The organism is Candidatus Kapaibacterium sp. (genome assembly GCA_025059875.1).
GTDB lineage: Bacteria > Bacteroidota > Ignavibacteria > Kapaibacteriales > HRBIN21 > HRBIN21.
Genome location: JANXCT010000001.1, coordinates 30,407 through 49,504 on the forward strand (window position 1 = coordinate 30,407; position 19,098 = coordinate 49,504).

General features: G+C 59.7%; 19 protein-coding genes and 1 tRNA gene. 11 read left to right on the forward strand and 9 right to left on the reverse strand.

The window, feature by feature from the left end:
* The first annotated feature begins 44 nt into the window (after positions 1-44).
* Together NZ960_00235 and NZ960_00240 are read left to right on the forward strand one after the other, a co-directional pair.
* On the forward strand, positions 45-1,340 hold the full coding sequence (locus tag NZ960_00235; protein MCS7176048.1) for a bifunctional folylpolyglutamate synthase/dihydrofolate synthase: 1,296 nt from the start codon (positions 45-47) through the stop codon (positions 1,338-1,340).
* Positions 1,316-2,677 (forward strand): hypothetical protein, encoded by a 1,362-nt coding sequence (locus NZ960_00240; protein ID MCS7176049.1) that lies wholly within the window; start codon positions 1,316-1,318, stop codon positions 2,675-2,677. The genes NZ960_00235 and NZ960_00240 overlap by 25 nt, the downstream gene beginning before the upstream one ends.
* Here the strand turns inward: NZ960_00240 and aat are convergent.
* Genes aat through NZ960_00255 form a run of 3 tightly spaced genes read right to left on the reverse strand, consistent with a single transcriptional unit; the run spans position 2,594 to position 4,646 of the window.
* The gene (gene aat / locus NZ960_00245) at positions 2,594-3,178 is read right to left on the reverse strand and encodes a leucyl/phenylalanyl-tRNA--protein transferase (GenBank protein ID MCS7176050.1); all 585 of its coding nucleotides are present in this window, start codon (positions 3,176-3,178) and stop codon (positions 2,594-2,596) included. The genes NZ960_00240 and aat overlap by 84 nt on opposite strands.
* Positions 3,163-3,849, reverse strand: a complete 687-nt coding sequence (trmB, locus tag NZ960_00250) for a tRNA (guanosine(46)-N7)-methyltransferase TrmB (GenBank protein MCS7176051.1) — start codon at positions 3,847-3,849, stop codon at positions 3,163-3,165. Before trmB ends, aat begins: the two co-directional genes overlap by 16 nt.
* A gap of 20 nt (positions 3,850-3,869) precedes the next feature.
* Positions 3,870-4,646 (reverse strand): ABC transporter permease, encoded by a 777-nt coding sequence (locus tag NZ960_00255; GenBank protein ID MCS7176052.1) that lies wholly within the window; start codon positions 4,644-4,646, stop codon positions 3,870-3,872.
* Positions 4,647-4,742: 96 nt separating this feature from the next.
* Between NZ960_00255 and ligA the strand changes: the two genes are divergently transcribed.
* From ligA to thiI, 4 genes are read left to right on the forward strand one after another with little or no spacing between them, the layout of a single operon-like run.
* The gene (ligA, locus tag NZ960_00260) at positions 4,743-6,839 is read left to right on the forward strand and encodes an NAD-dependent DNA ligase LigA (protein ID MCS7176053.1); all 2,097 of its coding nucleotides are present in this window, start codon (positions 4,743-4,745) and stop codon (positions 6,837-6,839) included.
* Between the two features lie 4 nt (positions 6,840-6,843).
* Complete coding sequence (locus tag NZ960_00265; GenBank protein ID MCS7176054.1) at positions 6,844-7,977, forward strand: putative lipid II flippase FtsW; 1,134 nt, start codon at positions 6,844-6,846, stop codon at positions 7,975-7,977.
* Positions 7,974-8,423, forward strand: a complete 450-nt coding sequence (locus tag NZ960_00270) for a DNA mismatch repair protein MutT (protein MCS7176055.1) — start codon at positions 7,974-7,976, stop codon at positions 8,421-8,423. The genes NZ960_00265 and NZ960_00270 overlap by 4 nt, the downstream gene beginning before the upstream one ends.
* Positions 8,413-9,693, forward strand: coding sequence for a tRNA 4-thiouridine(8) synthase ThiI (thiI, locus tag NZ960_00275; GenBank protein ID MCS7176056.1), 1,281 nt, complete (start codon positions 8,413-8,415; stop codon positions 9,691-9,693). Before NZ960_00270 ends, thiI begins: the two co-directional genes overlap by 11 nt.
* Here the strand turns inward: thiI and rfbC are convergent.
* Positions 9,599-10,171, reverse strand: a complete 573-nt coding sequence (gene rfbC / locus NZ960_00280; GenBank protein MCS7176057.1) for a dTDP-4-dehydrorhamnose 3,5-epimerase — start codon at positions 10,169-10,171, stop codon at positions 9,599-9,601. The genes thiI and rfbC overlap by 95 nt on opposite strands.
* 62 nt (positions 10,172-10,233) lie before the next feature.
* Between rfbC and NZ960_00285 the strand changes: the two genes are divergently transcribed.
* On the forward strand, positions 10,234-11,148 hold the full coding sequence (locus tag NZ960_00285) for a deoxyribonuclease IV (GenBank protein ID MCS7176058.1): 915 nt from the start codon (positions 10,234-10,236) through the stop codon (positions 11,146-11,148).
* Positions 11,135-11,626, forward strand: coding sequence for a metal-dependent hydrolase (locus NZ960_00290; GenBank protein ID MCS7176059.1), 492 nt, complete (start codon positions 11,135-11,137; stop codon positions 11,624-11,626). Before NZ960_00285 ends, NZ960_00290 begins: the two co-directional genes overlap by 14 nt.
* Before the next feature lie 167 nt (positions 11,627-11,793).
* Here the strand turns inward: NZ960_00290 and NZ960_00295 are convergent.
* The 5 genes from NZ960_00295 to mgtE all read right to left on the reverse strand — a co-directional run bounded on the left by NZ960_00295 (position 11,794) and on the right by mgtE (position 16,471).
* Positions 11,794-11,866: transfer RNA gene (locus tag NZ960_00295), tRNA-Thr, on the reverse strand.
* Between the two features lie 48 nt (positions 11,867-11,914).
* A complete protein-coding gene (locus tag NZ960_00300) occupies positions 11,915-13,066 on the reverse strand; it encodes an FAD-binding oxidoreductase (protein ID MCS7176060.1) in 1,152 nt (383 codons plus the stop codon).
* A gap of 19 nt (positions 13,067-13,085) precedes the next feature.
* Positions 13,086-14,111 (reverse strand): Holliday junction branch migration DNA helicase RuvB, encoded by a 1,026-nt coding sequence (ruvB, locus tag NZ960_00305; protein ID MCS7176061.1) that lies wholly within the window; start codon positions 14,109-14,111, stop codon positions 13,086-13,088.
* Between the two features lie 54 nt (positions 14,112-14,165).
* Entirely contained in the window at positions 14,166-15,143 is a 978-nt protein-coding gene (locus NZ960_00310) for an SDR family oxidoreductase (protein MCS7176062.1), read from the reverse strand.
* Positions 15,119-16,471 (reverse strand): magnesium transporter, encoded by a 1,353-nt coding sequence (mgtE, locus tag NZ960_00315; protein MCS7176063.1) that lies wholly within the window; start codon positions 16,469-16,471, stop codon positions 15,119-15,121. Before mgtE ends, NZ960_00310 begins: the two co-directional genes overlap by 25 nt.
* Positions 16,472-16,771: 300 nt before the next feature.
* Between mgtE and NZ960_00320 the strand changes: the two genes are divergently transcribed.
* Genes NZ960_00320 through NZ960_00330 form a run of 3 tightly spaced genes read left to right on the forward strand, consistent with a single transcriptional unit; the run spans position 16,772 to position 19,073 of the window.
* Positions 16,772-17,374 (forward strand): RNA polymerase sigma factor, encoded by a 603-nt coding sequence (locus tag NZ960_00320; GenBank protein ID MCS7176064.1) that lies wholly within the window; start codon positions 16,772-16,774, stop codon positions 17,372-17,374.
* A gap of 3 nt (positions 17,375-17,377) precedes the next feature.
* Positions 17,378-18,478, forward strand: coding sequence for a hypothetical protein (locus NZ960_00325; protein MCS7176065.1), 1,101 nt, complete (start codon positions 17,378-17,380; stop codon positions 18,476-18,478).
* The gene (locus NZ960_00330) at positions 18,456-19,073 is read left to right on the forward strand and encodes a hypothetical protein (protein MCS7176066.1); all 618 of its coding nucleotides are present in this window, start codon (positions 18,456-18,458) and stop codon (positions 19,071-19,073) included. The genes NZ960_00325 and NZ960_00330 overlap by 23 nt, the downstream gene beginning before the upstream one ends.
* Positions 19,074-19,098 lie beyond the last annotated feature (25 nt).

Sequence of the window (19,098 nt, forward strand, 5' to 3'; positions counted from 1 at the left end):
TACGGTAATTTCGCAAGCCTGTGCAGAGCTGACTAACAAGCGAAATGTCCGCTACCCTCTCCACCCTACTCCAGCGCCTTTACCGACTCCATCGCTTCGGCATTCGCCCGGGATTGGATCGGATAACAGCCCTACTGGACCAGCTTGGCAATCCCCATCACCGCTACCCGTCCGTCCACGTAACGGGGACAAACGGGAAGGGAAGCGTTTGCGCCATGACGGCTTCCATCCTGCAGGCCCAAGGCTACCGCGTTGGACTCTACACGTCGCCGCATGTGTGTCACTTCTCGGAACGCATCCGCATCAACGGGATTCCAGTATCCGACGAAGCCATCGCAGAATTGCTTCCGCTGCTACTGGAAACGGCGGAGAGCCTTGGAGCCACCTTCTTCGAGGTTACCACGGCCTTGGCCTTCCAACTCTTCGCCGAGCACGGAATCGACATCGCCGTCGTGGAAGTCGGCATGGGCGGACGGTATGACGCCACAAACGTCATCTCTTCCGCTGTCGCCGTCGTCACGAGCATCGACTACGACCATCAGCAGTTTTTGGGCTCTACGCTCGAAGAGATTGCCTGGCAGAAGATTGGCATCGTCAAGCCTAGCAGTGCTGTCGTCATTGGCGAGCGCAATCCACGACTCCGCGAGCTCTTAACCCAGTGGGCCTACGAAGTTCAGGCACGCCAAGTCGTCATCCCACAAGCAGTGCCAAAGCGCCTCCAGGCCCTCCCAACGCTGGAACAGCTTGTATTCCTGCCCGAGATTGGAGAGCTCGTACTTCCGCTTGCCGGCGAGCACCAAGTGTGGAACTTAGCGATCGTCTTATCCATCCGGGCGCTCTTAGCCCCAATGTTTCCCGTTGAAGAAGCAGCCCTTGCAGAAGGCCTCCGGCACGTCCGCCAATGGGGAGGTCTCCGAGCACGCATAGAACCTTTGCGTCTCTCTCCACCGCTTGTTGTAGACGTTGCCCATAATCCTGGTGGAATCTCTGCCCTACTGCAAGCGTTGGACCTCCATGGCTACTCCTCGACACGCTGGCAGCTCGTCTTCGGAGCTATGGCCGACAAAGACTACGAGAGCATGCTCCGCCTTTTGGCCCCCTACACTAGCCACTTAATTGCTTGCTCCCCTGCAACGGAGCGGGCTGTGCCAGCAGAGCAGTTGGCAACCGTGGCCTCCCGTTGTGGGTTCTCCTCGATTGAGGTTATTCCGAGTGTTGCGGAGGCTGCCCGACGGGCATGGGAACGGGAATGCCCGACGCTCATCGTTGGCTCCTTCTACGTAGTTGGGGAAGCACTGCCCGTAGTAGAGCGACTGTGCGGTTGCGAACGGGTAGCATAGGGCTCTTTCTGCTCCTCTCCTCGGCACTCTACGGTCAGGATCGCCCCGTTGGACCACCTTTGCCGGTTATCCTCCACCATGCCGATGCGTTTGCCGTACGGCCGTCAGACAGTGGAGATGTGCGAGAGCTCATCGGCAACGTGTGGCTCCAACAAGGGAACGCTACCCTCCGCTGTGGCACGGCCCTTCAGTACATCGCTACTGGCCTCGTCGTCCTACGACACAATGTCCGTCTGGAGCAGGACGGGCTCCGAATTACCGCCCCTCTCATCATCTACGATCCCGCAGCAGCTACGGCTGTTGCTGAACAAGGGGCAGAAATCCGCCAGGACGGTCGTTCCGTTCGGGCTCGGTGGGGCTTCTACAACATCGCTCAGCGAGAGCTTCTCCTCGTCACAGACGTGCTCTACCGAGATGAGACGCTAACTCTCTGGACCGATACTTTGCGCTATCACCGCACTACCGGAGTCTCCCACTCTTGGGGCGGAGGATATGCTGAAAGCCCTTCAGGACATCTTTCAGCCGAAGCCGACACCATAACGTACTTGCCGCAGAGCAGTCAGATACGTCTGGCCGGCTCCGCCATCCTTCGGCAATTGGATACGGCAGCCCACGATACCGTTTGGCTCACAGCAGCGACCATACTCCTCCGGCGAGACAGCACAGGGAACCACCTACGAGCTGAAGGGTCGGCAAGCATCGTGCGGGATACCCTCTGGGCCGCCCGAGCAAGTAGAGTGCTGTGGGAGGAGGACTCGGGACACGTCGGATTGAGTGGTAACCCCACTGTCTGGTATGGCGCGGCGGAGCTCAAAGCCGACAGCGTCGTTGTGTTCCTCCAAGGAGGGCAATTCTCGATCCTGCATGGCTACGGAAACGCTCGACTGCGCATCCGCATTGACACGACCCTACGCATGCACCAGCTAAAGGCTGATTCCGTCAGCCTTCGCCGGCTAAGCGACTCCCTTGCCGAGCTGCATGCCGTTGGGAACACCCGAACGGTGTATTGGCACTACGATTCGGACGGCGTTCCAGCGGGCCTCTTCCGAAACAGCGCTGACAGAGTCGAGCTTATCCTCTACGACGACAGCTTGCAGACAGCACGGTGGCTAGGCAAGATCTACGGCGAGTACGTTCCAGAACCGCTCATCGGCGAACGCCCAGCAGAGTGGTCTCTACCATCTCTGGCGTGGCAAGAGGAACGTCCACTTGTGCCGTCGTGGCGGCATCGTTGGCGGTGGCAAAAAGCATCTTCAGTCAGCAAACCGGCACCGAAGTCGCAGCGCACGCTCGAGTCGCCGCAGGTACTCACTCCGCGGAATTTCAAGCGCCCCTAAGCGTTGGGTGTGGGGATTGCTGTACTGTGTATCCAGCAGCACAAACCCACGCTGTCGCAACCGCTCCACCAAGGCTACGAACGCAACTTTGGAAGCATCTGGGCGGCGCGTGAACATGGACTCCCCGAAAAAAGCCCCTCCGAGTGCGACCCCATAGAGTCCACCTGCCAACTGGTCACCGTACCAAGCTTCCACAGAATGGGCAAACCCCATGGTATGGAGCTCCGTGTAGACAGCGATGAGCTCGTCCGAAATCCAAGACTGGGGACGCTCAGCGCAGCCACGGATGACGGCCTCAAAGGCTGTGTTGAAGCGAATCTCGTAGTCCCCTCTCCGTAGGGTTTGCCGCAGTGACCGGGAGATGGTGACGCCATCCAGCGGGATGATGGCCCTAGGATCGGGCGAGTAGAAGAAGACCTCCCGTGTCTCGGGATCAGCCATCGGAAAGTAGCCATGCTGGTAGGCTACCAGCACCAGCTCTGCCGTCAGTCCACCGGGCATCGCTTCCAGCAACGCATCCGAACGTACGGGATCCCGCGGCGGCGGCAAGATTCTTCACGGTCTGTCAGGGGCAGTCCCCAGTCGGCGTCGTCTGTGACGTACTCATAATCGAAGTAGCCGGTATCCTGCAGCACTTGGCGGTGGTGCTCATCCAGTGCGGGGAAATCTGTGGCGATATACAGAAGCCCATCGGGGCGCAAGACCCGCGCGAACTCCTGCAACACGAAGGGGGTCAGCATTCGCCGCTTGTGGTGCCGCTTCTTTGGCCATGGATCGGGAAACAGCACGAAGATGCGAGCCACACTGCTGTCGTCTATGAACGGCAGACCGTTGACGATGCTGTACCAGAGTACTGCAGCGTTCGGGAGTCCCTCTCGGTGAAGCACCTCCAAGAGTCGTTCCACCAACACCCTGCGTACCTCTATCCCCAAGATGTTCTCCCGCGGATGCTGACGGGCGAACTCCCGCAGGAAGCTCCCCTCACCACAGCCGATATCCAAGTTGAGCGGAGGTTCCCCGGAGGCAAAGAACTGGTTCCACTCCAACCGTTCCGGCACCGGAGGATATCCAGGCGGACGGATGCGGAGCTGGTGCAGCGGGATGTAGAGGTAAGGGCTCCCGTGGTGCCGCAGACGCCTAGGGAATGCTTTAGGGAGGTCCCCAACTGACATCCCGCGTCCTCTTCCCTAGGTTACAGCACATATCCAAACAGAGCATCCAGTACCAGGATCGTCGCTGCGGACGTTGTGAAAGCTCGGACGGTACTCCGTCCCACCCCTTCAGCCCCACCCGTTGTAGCAAAGCCCTCAGCACAGCCGATGAGAGCGGTCACCCCACCGAACACCGCCGATTTGACCAACCCTATCACTACCTCGGACGTCCGGAAGAATCGCTGGATGGACTCGAAGAAGAGCGCCGGCGAGATATCAAACTTCAGCACTGTCAGCGCCAAGGCTCCAAAGATTGCGATGACGTTGGAGAACACCGCTAAGACCGGCATCATCGTTAGCGCCGCCACAACACGTGGCATCCCCAAGTACCGATCCCGGTCTATCGCCATGATCTCCAAAGCGTCCAACTGCTCAGAGACGGCCATGGTACCGATTTGGGCAGCAATCGCTCCCCCAACGCGCCCAGCGATGACCAAGGCGGTGAGCACCGGGGTCAGCTCCGTGAAGACGACTGTTGCAATGGAGCTTCCGAGGTATGGGCGCGCTAGGGCCAGCAGGTTAAACTTGTCGAAGAGGTTCGTCGCCTGCAGGGCTGCAATAGCTCCCGTGAAGCCACCGATGAGCAGCACCAGTGGAAGCGAATCTGCTCCGAAGACTGCCATCTGCTGAACCACCAAGCGCCAGTCTTTCACCACCCGGGGGAGATACCTCAGCACACTTCCCAACAGCAGTAGGATGCGCCCGAGTCCGGCTAAGAAGCGAAGCGTCCAGTGCCCGATGAAGCGAATGGGGCTCATAGCAGCGCAAAATTACTCCGCCCCCTACGGTCGCTGCAGTCGCAGTTGGCCCCTGTATTTTTGCCCGCAGAGCCACAGCCTACCTGAGCCGCGAGGATGGCAGAGCAGCTCAGCCTCCTAGAGTCCAAGCCCGAGGAACCACAACGCGAGCGACGGCGACGCGAAGCAGCTAAACGCATCCAAGAACTCCGTGAGCTCATCCGACTGCACGACCACTACTACTACGTGGAAGCTCAGCCCCGAATCTCTGACCGGGAGTACGATGCTCTCTTCGCTGAACTCAAGCGCTTAGAGGCAGAATTCCCAGAGCTCATCACCCCTGATTCACCTACTCAGCGCGTCGGCGGAGAGCCGCTGAAGGAGTTCCCGCACGTGCAGCATCGCATTCCAATGCTTTCCCTGGACAACACCTATAGCCGCGAGGAAGTGCTCGAGTTTGACCGCCGTGTCCGAGAGCTCCTGGAAGGCGAACCGTATCGGTATGTTGCCGAACTCAAGTACGACGGGGTGTCCGTGAGCCTCCACTACCGCGATGGGACCTTCGTACTTGGCGCCAGTCGGGGCGATGGCTACACAGGCGACGATATTACACAAAACCTACGGACAATTCGCCAGCTTCCTCTCCGCGTGCGTCCCGTTAGCTACCACGGCACCCCTCTCTACACCTTCGAGGTCCGCGGAGAAGTCTACCTCCTCGTGGAGGACTTCCTCCGGCTCAACCGTGAGCGAGTAGAGGCCGGAGAACGCCCATTTGCAAACCCGCGGAACCTAGCGGCTGGAACGCTCAAGCTCTTGGACCCTCGTGAAGTGGCCCGTCGCCCTCTCCGGCTGGTCTGCTACTACCTTTACTCCGACCAAGTAGAGCTCGTCTCTCAGAGCGAGAACCTGCAACTGCTCCAGCAATTAGGCTTCCCCACGGATCCTCACTGGAGGCTCTGCGAGACCCTAGACGAAGTCTTCGCCTTCATCGACCACTGGGAGACCGCTCGCGAGCGGCTTCCCTTCCAGATCGACGGCATCGTACTGAAGGTCGATTCCTTACGCCAGCAGCAGAGATTGGGAACTGTAGCCCGTGCTCCCCGCTGGGCCATTGCCTACAAGTACGAGGCAAAGAAGGCCACAACGGTGCTGCGAGACATCGTGCTGCAAGTCGGACGCACAGGCAAGGTCACTCCTGTTGCGGAATTGGAACCCGTCTTCTTGGCTGGCTCCACTATCAGCCGTGCAACCCTCCACAATGCAGACTACATCGCCAAGCTAGACCTACGGATTGGTGACACCGTCATCGTAGAGAAGGGAGGCGAGGTCATCCCCAAGGTTAGCGGGGTTGTCTTAGAAAGGCGTCCACCCGAAGCCCAGCCGTACGTCTTTCCCGAGGTGTGTCCATGTCCACTCCAACATCCCCTCTACCGTCCACCCGGAGAAGTTGACTACTACTGCGACCACTTGGAGTGCCCCTGGCAGATACGGCGCCGTATTGAGCACTTCGCTTCCCGTCGTGCCATGGATATTCAAGGCATGGGAGAGCGTGTCGTTGACCAGCTCGTCAACCACGGGTTCTTGCGCAGTATCGCTGACATCTATGAGCTACATCGGTACAGCGACCGCCTTGTAGAGCTCGAGGGATGGGGGCAGAAGCGAGTAGAGAACCTCTTAGCCGCCATTGAGGCTAGCAAAGAGCGTCCGTATCACCGTGTGCTCTTTGCTCTCGGGATTCGGTTCGTCGGCGAGGAAACCGCAAAGCTCTTAGCCGAGGCCTTCCCCAGCATGGATGCATTAGCCCAGGCTACCATGGACGACCTCTTAGCCATCCACGGCGTGGGTGAGCAGATTGCTGACTCCGTGTACCGCTTCTTCCGCGATGAGCGCAACCGCGTACTCTTAGAGCGCCTACGACAAGCCGGACTGCACTTCGCTACCGAACATCCTCCCCAGCCTGCTTCCCAAGGGTTCTTCGCGGGGAAGACTTTCGTCCTCACGGGTGAGCTCTCTTCTATGACCCGCGACCAAGCCCGCCAAGCCATTGAGCTCCGCGGTGGCCGTACGACGGACACTGTGAGCCGCCGAACGGATTACCTCATCGTCGGAACACGCCCAGGATCCAAGCTTCTGCGAGCACAGCAGCTCGGCATCCCTCAGCTCTCTGAAGAGGAGTTCCTACGGCTCCTGGAAGCGAATCCTCCAGGGGAGTAGTCCCATGCGCTTACGGCTCAACCAGACATCAGTGGATTGGCTCCTGCTGCTGACGGTTGTAGGACTGTCGCTCTTCAGCGTTGCTCTGGTCTACAGCGCAAGTGCCGCCGTAGCTGCCTGGAAATTCGGCTCGAGCCACCATTTCCTGTGGCGACAGGCCCTTCGGGCTGGGCTGAGCATTGCTGTCATCCTCGTTGTGCTGCACGTGAACTACCACTTCTGGCTCCGATGGGCGGGACCGATGCTGTGGATAGGGGCCGGCCTCCTGCTCCTCACGCTCGTGGTTGGAGAACCCATCAAGGGGGCAACACGGTGGTTAGAGCTGGGGTTCTTCCGCTTCCAGCCATCAGAGTTCGTCAAGTATGCCTTGCCATTGGCAATCGCGGCTCGTCTGAGCTCAGCCGAGCCTCCTCTAGACCTTGCCCATCCTGCTGTCCGACGGGCTATTCTGTGGCTCGTGCTCTGCTGGGTCCTCATCGCCGCCCAGCCAAATGCTTCCGCAGCTGGGCTGGTTGCTCTCCTCGGATTCCTAGCACTCGCCGCCGTTGGTGTACGCATCCGCACCCTAGCCCTGCTGGCAGGGCTTGGGACGGCTGGCTTCCTAATCTACGTCTTGGCAGCACCGTACCGCCTCCAGCGGCTTATGGCTTTCCTCGGTTCGTGGCAGGGGCAGATATCGTACCAGACTCGACAGTCCCTCTTGGCCTTTGGCCACGGAGGGCTGTTTGGTGTTGGGCCTGGTCAAAGCCTACAGCGGGAGCTCTTCCTGCCGGAAGCTTACAGCGACTTCATCTTCGCTATCATTGGCGAGGAGTACGGCCTCTTGGGAACTACCGCTATCGTAGGAGCCTTCCTGCTCATCCTCTGGCGTGGACTCCGGATTGCTCTTCACTGCCCTGACACCTTTGGACGGGCAACCGCTCTCTGCATCACGGCAACCCTAGTAGTCTACGCCCTCGTCCACATGGGGGTCACTACTGGCTTGCTACCCGTCACAGGAGTCCCGCTGCCGTTTCTGAGTTACGGCGGGAGCTCTGTCTTCTTCTCTGCAGCAGCAACCGGTATCTTGCTCAACATCGGGCGCCGGAACTCCCTGGAGGCTAAGGTGCACCCAACGTTCGTTGTGAGACCATCATGAGCAGCTCTGCGACAGAACAGAGCAAGGAAAGCATCGCAGTTCTCATTCGCTCTGCCCTGCATCCCGACAAGATCCTCTTAGTACTACGTCCAGAGGACGATCCCGAGTTGCCTGCCATTTGGGGACTCCCAGCCGTTAGCCTCCGACCAGGGGAGTCGGACGATGAGGCCCTCAAGCGGCTAGCTAAGACCAAGCTCGGCTGTGAGCTAGCCGATCTCCGCTTTCGATGCGCAGGCTCCCAGCAACGCCTGAACTACCGGCTCTCCATGCGCCTCTATGAAGCCTCTCTCTACACCAACCCCCAGTTACCGGCGACCTCTACTGAGCCAGTTACGCTCTACCGAGCGTGGCGCTGGGGCCGGATAGAGGAGCTGAGTGAAAGCGCCCAGCGTGGATCGTTGTGTTCACAGTTGGCACTTCAGAGCTACGCGGCAGATGCAGCGTAAGCCACGGCCTGTCCTCCTGGCATGGTTGTTCCACGAGATTGCCCTCAAGGGGAACAACCGGCGTCTGTTCTTGCAGACAGCGCTCCGCAACATCCGAAAGGCCTTGAACGACCTCCCTGCGTCCGTGACGTATGTCCCCCCAATGGCCGTCCGCATTCACTGTGACCCTTCGCAGATTGAGTCTGTCCGCAAGCGCCTACTCCACGTGGTAGGAGTAGAATCCGTCGCGTTGGCCCTCAGGAGCAAGCTCTCCTGGGAAGCCCTTGTAGAGGCCACGGACACGCTCCTCGACCAACTCCCCCCGTTTGCCTCGTTTGCTGTTCGGTGCAAACGGACGGAGAAGCGCTTCCCTCTCTCCTCAGCCGAGATAGAACGTCAGCTTGGGGCACACATTGCAGAGCGCGTTGGAGCTCGAGTAGACCTCCAAACACCCGAGAAGACGCTCTGGGTGCGCCTACTCCCAGACGGCTGCTACGTCTACACCGAACGCCTACCGGGCATGGGAGGACTTCCAGTGGGTGTCAGCGGCCACGTTTTGGCTCTCCTCTCCGGCGGTATCGACTCCCCCGTAGCTGCGTGGCGGATGATGCTGCGTGGCTGTTCTGTTGACTTCGTCCACTTCCACAGCTTTCCGCTCGTCTCGCGGCGCTCCCAAGAGAAGGTGGAAGCCCTCGCAGAGGTGCTGACTCGCTACCAATACCGCTCGCGGCTCTTCCTGGTCCCAATTGCGGAGTTCCAACAGCACGTCGTCGTATTAGCCCCACCATCGTACCGCGTCATCCTCTACCGCCGATTCATGCTCCGATTAGCGCAGCAGATAGCCCGCCGCTATCGAGCCCAAGCCCTGGTGACGGGCGAGAGCTTAGGACAGGTAAGCTCTCAAACGCTGGACAACCTTGCAACCATCAGCGCCGTTGCTGAGCTCCCAATCCTGCGTCCCCTCATCGGCATGTCCAAGCAGGAAATCATCGCACAGGCACGGCAGTTAGGTACCTACGAGCTCTCGATCCAGCCAGACGAAGATTGCTGCAGCCTCTTCGTCCCCCGCCATTCCGTTACGCGCTCGGACCCTGCAACCGTCGCCGACATAGAGACTCAGCTCCCGTTGGAGACCCTACTCCAGCACGCTCTGCAAGAGACGAGAGTGGTGGAATTCAGCTTCCCACGCCAGGGAACTACGTGCCGAACGACTCCGCCGCCGGATGCTGCAGCCACTCCCGCAGTGACATCCCCCGCAAACGGTCGCGCTCAGACAGAATCGGGACCGTAACTGGCCACGGAATGCCCAGCTCTGGATCATCCCAGCGGATAACGACTTCACCAGCTGGGTTGTACAGCGCCGTACAGAGATACTGCACCTCCACCACCGGAGAAAGGGCACAGAATCCGTTGGCGAAGCCCGGCGGAATCCACAGCAGCAAGGGGTCTCGAGCCGTTAGCTCAACACTCCACCAACGCCCGCAGCTTGGGGACTGCTTGCGGACGTCCACTTCCACAACGAAAGCCCGGCCACGCGTCACCCGAAGCAACTTCCCCATCGGCGGGGTATGCTGGAAGTGGAGCCCGCGAATAACCCCACGGCGCGAGCGAGAGTGGTTCTCCTGCACGATTTCGCGAATCCCCCACCGAGCCGCCTCATCGACGCGGAAGACCTCTAGGAACCAGCCCCTTTCGTCACGGAACTGCCGGCTACGGAACAGCTTGACGGCACCATCATGGAAAGCCGTCTGCACGAGCTCCCACGGCATCCCAAATAGGCTCGGAGACCAACGGCAAAAATATTGCCCACCCACCTACCCTCCGTCGTGAGATGGACAGGCCGCTCCTACTCGGTGTTCAGGTCAGCATCGCTGGAGGGCTGCCGAAAGCTGCACGGCGTGCTCGGGAAATTGGCTGCACAGCTTTCCAGGTCTTCACGGCGAATGCCCGTCAGTGGAGTCTCTCGCCTCTACCTCCGGACACCGCTGCGGCTTTCCGAGAGGCTCTCAAAGCGATAGGAATCCAAGCTGTCGTGGCCCATGCTGCGTATCTACCGAACCTGGCTTCGCCACAAGAGTCGTTGCAGCGTCGCAGCTACGCTGCCTTGGAGGCGGAATGCCAGCGCTGCCAGCAGTTAGGCATCCCATTCCTCGTACTCCATCCCGGAAGCTGCCCTGCAGAGGAACGCAAGGCGGGGATACGCCGCGTTGCCCGGGCCCTCGCAGCTCTTGCGCGGAATGCTGGCGAGGACCTGCAGTTGTGCATAGAGCTCACCGCTGGGCAAGGGAACGCATTGGGCGGCTCACTGGAGGAGCTAGCGAAAATCCTTGAACTTTGCCCTGCTGCAGACCGCCTTGGGATCTGCATCGATACATGCCATGCGCTGGCGGCCGGGTACCGCATAGACAACGAAGAAGGGTACGAGGCGTTCTGGACCCGCATGGAGACCCTCATCGGAGTCGAACGTCTACGTGTCCTTCACCTCAATGACAGCGCCTTTCCTCCCGGAGCACGCCGAGACCGGCATACCCACATTGGGTTAGGCTACTGCGGTCCAGACTGCTTCCGCCGGCTCTTGACCGACCCACGCTGGGATTCCATCCCGATGATTGCAGAAACCCCGGACAGCGGAGACCATGCTGCTGACCGCATCAACTTGGAAGTGCTCCGTCTACTGGCTGCTGGGCACCCCTTGGGAGTAGAGGATATCCGCCGCCTCTGGCGTCAGCACCATGGCACGCTTTGAACACCACGTCGCCGTTGCCTGGGCCTTGGGAAGCAGCTATGCCGCTTTCCATGCCCTCCACCATCAGCTCCCGTGGCAGGAAGCAGCAACGGCAGCCGTACTCTGCACCGTCGGAGGTATCCTTCCCGACATAGACTCACCCGGTAGCCGGTTTGCAGAGTTCGTCTTCAGCACTGGGGCACTCCTTGGCGTGCTCATCGGCAGCCACTTCCTGCACCTACCGTTGAGCGAGACAAGCACTCTGGGTACCGCTGTTGTGCTCTTCTGGATGTTGCGGTGGGGGCTACGGTACCTCCTCAGTCGGCTCACCACTCACCGAGGCATGGTCCACAGCCTCCCGGCTGCGGCGATATGGGGAATGCTCGTCTTCCTTGCTTTCTCCGAGAATACCCTCGATCTCCGGCTTACGATGGCGACGGCTGCCGTCCTGGGATTTCTTGAGCCACTTAGTACTGGACGAGCTCTTCGCCTTCGTTGATGCCTCCGGAACACGCCTGACTCCGAAGCGCTCGCTTGGCTCTGCACTGAAGCTCTGGTCTTCCTCGCCCTTAGCCACTGCAAGCACCTATGGCCTCGTAGTGCTCTTCTTCTGACTCTGCTGGAGGAGCCTGCCCTAAGCGCTACCCCTTCAGTACCCCTGCCCTGAGCCAACGGTGGGATTCGAACCCACGACCTGCTCATTACGAGTGAGCTGCTCTACCAGCTGAGCTACGTTGGCATCCTACGGTCGGGCTGCAATTTTACTGAGTCTGCTCAGAACAGCAGGCTACCCATCCACTAAACAGGCCCCCACCAGCCCTGCTACTTGCTCAGCAATTCGCGGCGCCAAGGCAAGCCCCATCCCGTTACATCCGAAGCCAACGACAATGCGCTCTCCGACCCTCTCCACTCGCGGCAGCTTCTCTGGGCACATCCCCATGATGCCACTCCAGCGATTTTCAATGTCCACCCTGCGTCCAAGCAGCCGTGTCTCCAGAAGCGACTCCAAATGCTGCTGGAGCAAAGGATTGAGGCCCGGCTCATAGGTCGTCTCCTCCTGCAGGGCTAAATGACGTCCCCCGCCGAAGAGGAGGCGCTGTCCCACCCAGCGGAAGTAGTAGTAGCCCTGGCAGAAGTGGTAGGTGCCGGTAGGGAAAGGGGGATCTTGCACGGGCACCGTCAGCAACACCTGCCCTCTGGCAGGCTGAATGTCGGCAACCTCTGGCACGAGTTGAGGAATCCATGCGTTGGCACAGACTGCTATGGCCTTGGCCCGTAGCTCAAGCTGCCGCTGGACCCCCGCATCCCAGAGCCTCACGACAATCCCCTCGGAGTCCGGCTCGATGAGCTCCACCTTCGCTCCCGTCCATATCGTCGCTCCAGCCTGCAAGGCTCGCTGCTGTAGGGCCCTCAGAGCCTTGCCAGTATTCAAGGCCCCGTCGTATGGATTCGCAATAATGCTCCGTAGACCTTCGGGACGCCACCTCCACTGGGCAAGTAGCTCCGGTCGGTCATGGAAGACTGTCCCGCCAAAGGCCTCTCGTAGAAGCTCGTTCCAGCGCTCCACGGCATCTCGGAGATGCTCCTCACCCTCAAAGACCAGCTCGTAGCCCCCGACAGCTTCGAAGCCCAAAGTCGCGTCCCCAAACTCCCGCCGCCACCGCTGTAGCCCAAGCCAGCGCTCTACCATGAGTCCTGCAACCACCGTATCCCCAACCAATTCCGCATGGGCAGTGGCCTCCCCGACTGTCCCAATCGTAGCGAAGCCTGCGTTCCGCGTACTAGCTCCGCACGGGATCGTGGACCGTTCCAGCACCAGGGTAGACCTCTGGGGATAGCGGCGGCAGCATTCCAGTGCGGTCCACAGTCCCACTACCCCTCCACCCACGACGACCACATCTGCCCGCAACAGCTCCGAGCGCTCCCACAGACTCAGCATTCGGAGGCATTTGGAGATTTCACTCAAAGAGCCGAGGCTGTGCAGACCAAGTCGGACGGCGCTGAAGGTGCTGGTAGGCCAGCTCCGTCGCCTCACGCCCCCGCGGAGTGCGGCGTAGGAACCCCTGTTGGATGAGGAAGGGCTCGTAGACCTCCTCAATCGTGTCCGGCTCTTCTCCGACGGCAACGGCAATGGTAGTGAGTCCAACGGGGCCACCGCCGAACTTGTCAATGATGGTCAGCAGGATGCGCTTGTCCATCTCGTCCAGCCCGAACTCATCTACCTCCAACGCCTCGAGCGCTATTCGGGCAATCTCTGCCGTGATAACACCCGTCCCCTTGACTTGAGCGAAATCCCGAGCCCGGCGCAACAACCGGTGGGCAATACGCGGGGTTCCACGGGAGCGGCGGGCAATCTCCCATGCCCCTTCTGACTCTATCGGGACGTGCAAGAGACGAGCAGCACGCTGGACGATAGCACAGAGCTCCTCCGGAGCATAGTAGTCCAGTCGCGCCGTGATGCCGAAGCGAGAACGCAGCGGAGCACTCAGCAACCCCTGGCGTGTCGTAGCTCCCACAAGGGTAAACCGCGGAAGGCGCAATTGGACCGAACGCGCCGCTGGCCCTGTGTCGATCAGGATATCCAAGCGGAAGTCCTCCATGGCAGCGTAGAGGTACTCCTCCACCGCCGCCGGTAACCGATGGATCTCGTCTATCAGCACGACTGTCCGCTCCGGGATGGTTGTCAGCAGCCCTGCTAAATCCCCTGGCCGTTCCAAGACAGGTCCCGTCACCGACCGAAACTCGACCCCCATCTCCCGGGCGAGGATGGAGGCTAAAGTCGTCTTCCCCAATCCCGGCGGGCCCGTTAGCAGAACGTGGTCCAACGCCTCCCCACGCTGGCGTGCCGCTTGGACGAAGACGCGAAGATTCTCCACCACTGACGACTGTCCAATGAAGTCCGCAAAGCTCTGTGGCCGGAGCTGGTGTTCCTGCTCATCTTCCGGCAATCGCTCCGGCTGCAGCAACCGCCGTCGTTCCGTCATAGAATCCCGGGCCGAAGCCAAAACCTCACGAAAATATGGGTTCGAGGATACAGCTCATGCCATTCCTAACCGCTGGCGAAAATCCTGGATAGTACGCTGCAAGCCCTCCTGACGGCTTACGACCGGCTCCCACCCTAGGAGCTCCTGAGCCCGGCGAATGTCAGGGCGGCGTACTTTCGGATCATCCTCAGGAAGCGGAGCAAAGACAATCGGGCTCGCGCTTCCGGTCAGCGCTCGAATCTCCTGCGCTAAGGTGAGCACCGAGACCTCATCCGGATTGCCCAAGTTCACCGGCTCCACGACTTCGGCCTGGAGCAGCCGAAAGATCCCTTCCACCATGTCGCTGATGTAGCACACCGAGCGAGTCTGCAAGCCATCGCCATAGACAGTGATGGGTTCTCCACGCAGCGCCTGGACGATGAAGGTTGGGATGGCCCTCCCATCGTCCAATCGCATCCGCGGGCCGTAGGTATTGAAGATCCGAGCAATGCGGGTCTGTAGACCATGGTAGCGGTGGTATGCCATCGTCATGGCCTCCGCGAAACGCTTGGCCTCGTCGTAAACACCGCGGACCCCAATCGGGTTAACGTTCCCCCAATAATCTTCTGACTGGGGGTGGACCAAGGGATCACCGTACACTTCACTGGTGCTTGCCAGTAGGAAGCGCGCCCCTTTAGCCTTAGCGAGTCCAAGGGCCTTATGCGTGCCCAGAGATCCCACCTTGAGGGTCTGAATGGGGTACTCTTGGTAGTCTCTGGGCGAAGCAGGAGAGGCGAGATGGAGCACAGCGTCAACGTCGCCCTCAACGTAGAGGAAGTTTGTGACGTCGTAGTGCACAAAGCTGAAGCGTGGATGTCCGAAGAGATGAGCGATGTTCTCCAGAGAGCCCGTTAGCAGGTTATCGACACAGACAACAGCATACCCCTCCTGTAGAAAGCGATCGCATAGATGCGAACCCAGAAAGCCGGCCCCACCAGTGATGACGACGCGCTGACGGCGATGGACAGTCATACCCGCAGCCCTAGGATCCATTCAGCCACGTTGAAGTAGATCAGCAGCCCCGTCACATCAATGAAGGTCGTCAGGAAGGGCCCCGAGATCAATGCAGGGTCAATCCCAATCCGCTTTGCCCCAATCGGAAAGAGCGCTGCTACGGCGTTAGACCAGATGACGATGAAGAACATGCTGAGTCCAACAACGAGTGCTACTTCTGGTCCCCCACGCCAGAAGAAGCCACGCAACCACACAATGAAAGCCAACACTACTCCCAGCAAGACACTCACCGCCAGCTCTTTAGCAAGAACACGCAGCCAATCTCGTGGACCAACCTCGCGCAGCGCCAATGCCCGAATGATGAGCGTGGAAGACTGAGTCGCAACATTGCCGCCAGTGCCAATAATCATGGGGATGAAGAAGGAGAGGGCAATCATGGCTTGCAGTGCATGCTCGTATGTAGCAATCACACTCGCTGTGAGAAAGTCCGATACAAGTAGCAGTAACAGCCACCCTATCCGGCGCCGCCATAGTCGAAAGACGGATGCCTCACGGTAGGAGATCTCTATCGGCGTCACAGCGCTGATCTTCTGGAAGTCCTCCGTTACCTCTTCCTCGGAGACGTCCATGACATCATCAAACGTCACGATCCCAAGCAGCACACCATCGGAGTCCACCACAGGGAGCACCGAAACATCGTACTTACGCATCGCATGGACGGCGCTCTCTCGGTCATCGAACGCCGAGAGGCTAACTACAGCGTAGTTCATGATGTCGGCGATGACTGTTGCCTCATCGGCTAAAACGAGGGTACGGAGTGGAAGCTCGCCGAGTAGCCGGCCATCATCGTCGGTGACGTACAGGTGATTGAGAGTCTCGCTATCGCGACCGTAACGCCGGATATGCTTCAATGCCTCGCGGACCGTCCAGTAAGGGCGTAGCGCCACGAACTCCGGCGTCATCAGTCGTCCAACGCTTTGCTCCGGGAAGCCTAACAGGAAACTGGCCTCCCGGAAATCCTCTGGCTCCAAGAGGGCCAGCAGCCGGCGCGTTACTTCTGATGGCATCTCCTCCAAGAGTGCTGTGCGGTCGTCGGGACTCAGACGCCGAAGCAACTCTCGCGTCTCCTGATCCGTCAACTCTCGCAGAAGTGCATCTTGCTGCGCCGGCTCCAGGTGTGAGAAGACCTCTGCTGCTGACCAGCGTGGCAGGGCTCGGAACAGCAGGACGCGACCTTCCTTGTCCAGGTCCAGCAGGAGATCGGCGATCTCCGGTGCAGACCAGTCTGCAACTGCTTCTCGTAGCTCGTTCCAACGGTGGTGCTGGAGTAGCTCCTCAATTTCCGGCTTCAACAGCTCCTTGAGCATCTTTCCTCCCCCTCAGTATAGCACTAACACGCCGTAGCTGCCAGCACTGCCATCTCCACTCGTCACCTGCCGCCCAGGCTTCTTAAGCTCACAGTCCCTGAGGGACATAAGGATGGCATCCAGCCGCTCCAGACTCAGAGCTCTCTGCACGGCCTTCGGCTGTTCCGCTTCTTCAATGTGGCTACGCTTCAGCAAAAGGCACAAAATTAGCACGTCCCGAAGCCGGCCCTTGCGGAGCGATCCTGCGGTGCCTAATGCAGTTGTAACACTCGAGGCCCCTTCAGGTTTAATACGAGCAGCATGCGGCGTACTCTTCCGCCCTCACTGCCAGATGAGGAGCTCTTCAGGCTCCTAAGGTCGCCAAACCGTCGGCAGGCAGAGGCGGCCTTTCGTGAACTGTACGATCGGCATGCTCCACGGATCTACGGCTACTGTACCCGCATCTTAGGAAGCCGTTATGATGCCCAGGATGTGCTCCAGGAAACCTTCGTGCGGTTCTGGCAAAGCGCACAACAGGAGCGCACCATGACGAATGTCGCTGCTTTCCTTTTGCGGATTGCACGGAACCTGTGTCTGAACTTCAAGCGTGACAACCGCTCTCCTGTCCCCTTCGACGAGGAGCTCTATGAGCTCCCAAGTCCTTCCCCCTCTGCTCAAACAGAGCAAGCAGAGCTTCAAACCCTACTCCAGCGGGCAATAGACCTGCTTCCGTTGGAGTACCGAGAGGCCCTTATCCTCCGTGAGTACATGGGCATGCCATATGCCCAGATTGCTGAGCTCGTTGGTGCCAGCGAAACGGCTGTTAAGGTCCGGGTCTTTCGGGCGAAGGAAAAGCTCCGTCAACTGCTAGCACCTTACGTTGCAGAACTGCGTTCGTCTGGACTATCCCCACAGGAAGAGTGAGCCATGGCGTCCGAACGAGACCTTCAGCACCTCCACGAACTATTGGAGGGTGACCTCCCTGTGGAGCACGAGGAGAAGCTCTTCTGGCGGTTGGCGACGGAGGAGGATCTCCGCATAGCATTTCGACAGCTCCTCCTTCTTCACCGCCTACTGCCACACACTTCGCCACCGTTACCTCCAGAGGTGGAAGACGCTATCGTAGAACGGCTAGGATTCCGACGGCGCACGCCGACCCGTCTCCAACCGTGGATTGTCGGCACGATATCGGCTCTGCTGGGAGCTGGAGTAACAGCCCTCGTGCTGTTGCAGTTCTTCAAGGCGCCAGCCGTGCAAGTTCGCACTCTCCCGTCCCCCGCACCGATAGAAATCGTTCTCCACGCACCCGTCCCTGCCAGTACACGAGCGGAGGCAAGCAGTCCAAGGGGGAAAGGCCGTACTACACCTTCCGCCGAGACGGCATCTGAACTCAGCACTGGTAGTGAACCGATCTCTGTTTTACTCCAGACGAGTTCCCTTCGGAGGGCACTGCCAGTCCTTCCGCAACGAACATTCGACGAGTTGCCCTACCAACCCCTACCCTCGCAGCCGTCACCTCTGGCTCCCGTCCTACAACGATCGGAATCCGCAGTAGGACTCGCTTCACCATGGGTGAGCATACGCACTATTGGAATCTGGGAAGCCAGCAGCCCGGATATCATGCTGCCAAGCCGTGCACCCTTCGGAATCCGGAACGTCGCTGCCGGAGTCTTCACCACTGTAACCCCAGAGCATTCCGTTGGCCTAGAGGTGGGTAGCGAGACGTTTCCGCAAGAATTCACAACCCGTGAGGGCGCACTATACCGTCAGCGGCCAACACTCCTCTGGGGAGGCCTATCGTACGAATGGTCCCCCGAGGTCTCCCCTACTCCTTTCATGCGCATGACCCTTGGGGGTACAGTCGTCGGTCCATTAGCTAAGATGTGGCTGGGCTTGAAGGTGCCTCTCGGCGCGAGCACCCAGGCTGCAATCGGGCTTGAGGGGACGGCTCTCTTCTACCGCCTCGATAACCGGTGGTTTGTCACCCGGAAAATTGGGCTGAGCTATGGCATGGCGCTGGGCCGTTAAGCTGATCTCCCTTGGCTATGCCGTATGGACTGGGGGGTGCGTTTCCCCAGAGGAGCTCCCTACGGAACGGGAAGTCCTTCCTCCGAAAGTCCTGCTAGTACTTGAGGAGTCTAGCATCCGCTGTGAGGTCCAGCACCGCAGCGACACGTTCACATGGACGTCGTATGCGGTGAATCTGGGAGAGGCCTCCATAGACACAAGCCGGGGGAGCGAGAGCCTCTACCTTGCCGCTCTGCTCTGGTCTGTGGGCTCACCCGCGGACTGGCCCGCAGGGATAGATTCCATTGAACTCCGCATCTCCGGACTCCGGAGTGGCTTCTTAGCTGATGACCTGAGCTCTATCCAGTCTCTCCGGCTCATCTCCTGGGAACGGAAGCGCCGAGCCGTGGTACGACGAGTCTTAAGCTGGCAGCAGGGCCGACCGGTACCGAAGCACCTGCGGCTCCGATACCAATTGATACGTGCGCTGGGTCCTTCCCCCCGCTGGATTCTTACCTTCTCCTTCCTGGTCACGCCACCCCATCCCGACGAAGGCCCGAAGGACGATGCACCTATCTTGCGACTCCATGTCATGCTATCGCTGAAACCCCGGTAGCCCCGAGGAAGGTGATGAAACTGTA

What these genes read in the sequence shown, in the direction of transcription:
- thiI (MCS7176056.1), top strand. Translation starts at nt 8,413, where the DNA reads ATGCAGCGTAAGCCACGGCCTGTCCTCCTGGCATGGTTGTTCCACGAG.
- ligA (MCS7176053.1), top strand. Translation starts at nt 4,743, where the DNA reads ATGGCAGAGCAGCTCAGCCTCCTAGAGTCCAAGCCCGAGGAACCACAA.
- NZ960_00285 (MCS7176058.1), top strand. Translation starts at nt 10,234, where the DNA reads ATGGACAGGCCGCTCCTACTCGGTGTTCAGGTCAGCATCGCTGGAGGG.
- aat (MCS7176050.1), bottom strand. Translation starts at nt 3,178, where the DNA reads ATGCCCGGTGGACTGACGGCAGAGCTGGTGCTGGTAGCCTACCAGCAT.
- NZ960_00265 (MCS7176054.1), top strand. Translation starts at nt 6,844, where the DNA reads ATGCGCTTACGGCTCAACCAGACATCAGTGGATTGGCTCCTGCTGCTG.
- trmB (MCS7176051.1), bottom strand. Translation starts at nt 3,849, where the DNA reads ATGTCAGTTGGGGACCTCCCTAAAGCATTCCCTAGGCGTCTGCGGCAC.
- rfbC (MCS7176057.1), bottom strand. Translation starts at nt 10,171, where the DNA reads ATGCCGTGGGAGCTCGTGCAGACGGCTTTCCATGATGGTGCCGTCAAG.
- NZ960_00300 (MCS7176060.1), bottom strand. Translation starts at nt 13,066, where the DNA reads ATGCTGAGTCTGTGGGAGCGCTCGGAGCTGTTGCGGGCAGATGTGGTC.
- NZ960_00255 (MCS7176052.1), bottom strand. Translation starts at nt 4,646, where the DNA reads ATGAGCCCCATTCGCTTCATCGGGCACTGGACGCTTCGCTTCTTAGCC.
- NZ960_00270 (MCS7176055.1), top strand. Translation starts at nt 7,974, where the DNA reads ATGAGCAGCTCTGCGACAGAACAGAGCAAGGAAAGCATCGCAGTTCTC.
- NZ960_00235 (MCS7176048.1), top strand. Translation starts at nt 45, where the DNA reads ATGTCCGCTACCCTCTCCACCCTACTCCAGCGCCTTTACCGACTCCAT.
- NZ960_00330 (MCS7176066.1), top strand. Translation starts at nt 18,456, where the DNA reads ATGGCATGGCGCTGGGCCGTTAAGCTGATCTCCCTTGGCTATGCCGTA.
- ruvB (MCS7176061.1), bottom strand. Translation starts at nt 14,111, where the DNA reads ATGACGGAACGACGGCGGTTGCTGCAGCCGGAGCGATTGCCGGAAGAT.
- NZ960_00310 (MCS7176062.1), bottom strand. Translation starts at nt 15,143, where the DNA reads ATGGATCCTAGGGCTGCGGGTATGACTGTCCATCGCCGTCAGCGCGTC.
- NZ960_00320 (MCS7176064.1), top strand. Translation starts at nt 16,772, where the DNA reads ATGCGGCGTACTCTTCCGCCCTCACTGCCAGATGAGGAGCTCTTCAGG.
- NZ960_00290 (MCS7176059.1), top strand. Translation starts at nt 11,135, where the DNA reads ATGGCACGCTTTGAACACCACGTCGCCGTTGCCTGGGCCTTGGGAAGC.
- mgtE (MCS7176063.1), bottom strand. Translation starts at nt 16,471, where the DNA reads ATGCTCAAGGAGCTGTTGAAGCCGGAAATTGAGGAGCTACTCCAGCAC.
- NZ960_00325 (MCS7176065.1), top strand. Translation starts at nt 17,378, where the DNA reads ATGGCGTCCGAACGAGACCTTCAGCACCTCCACGAACTATTGGAGGGT.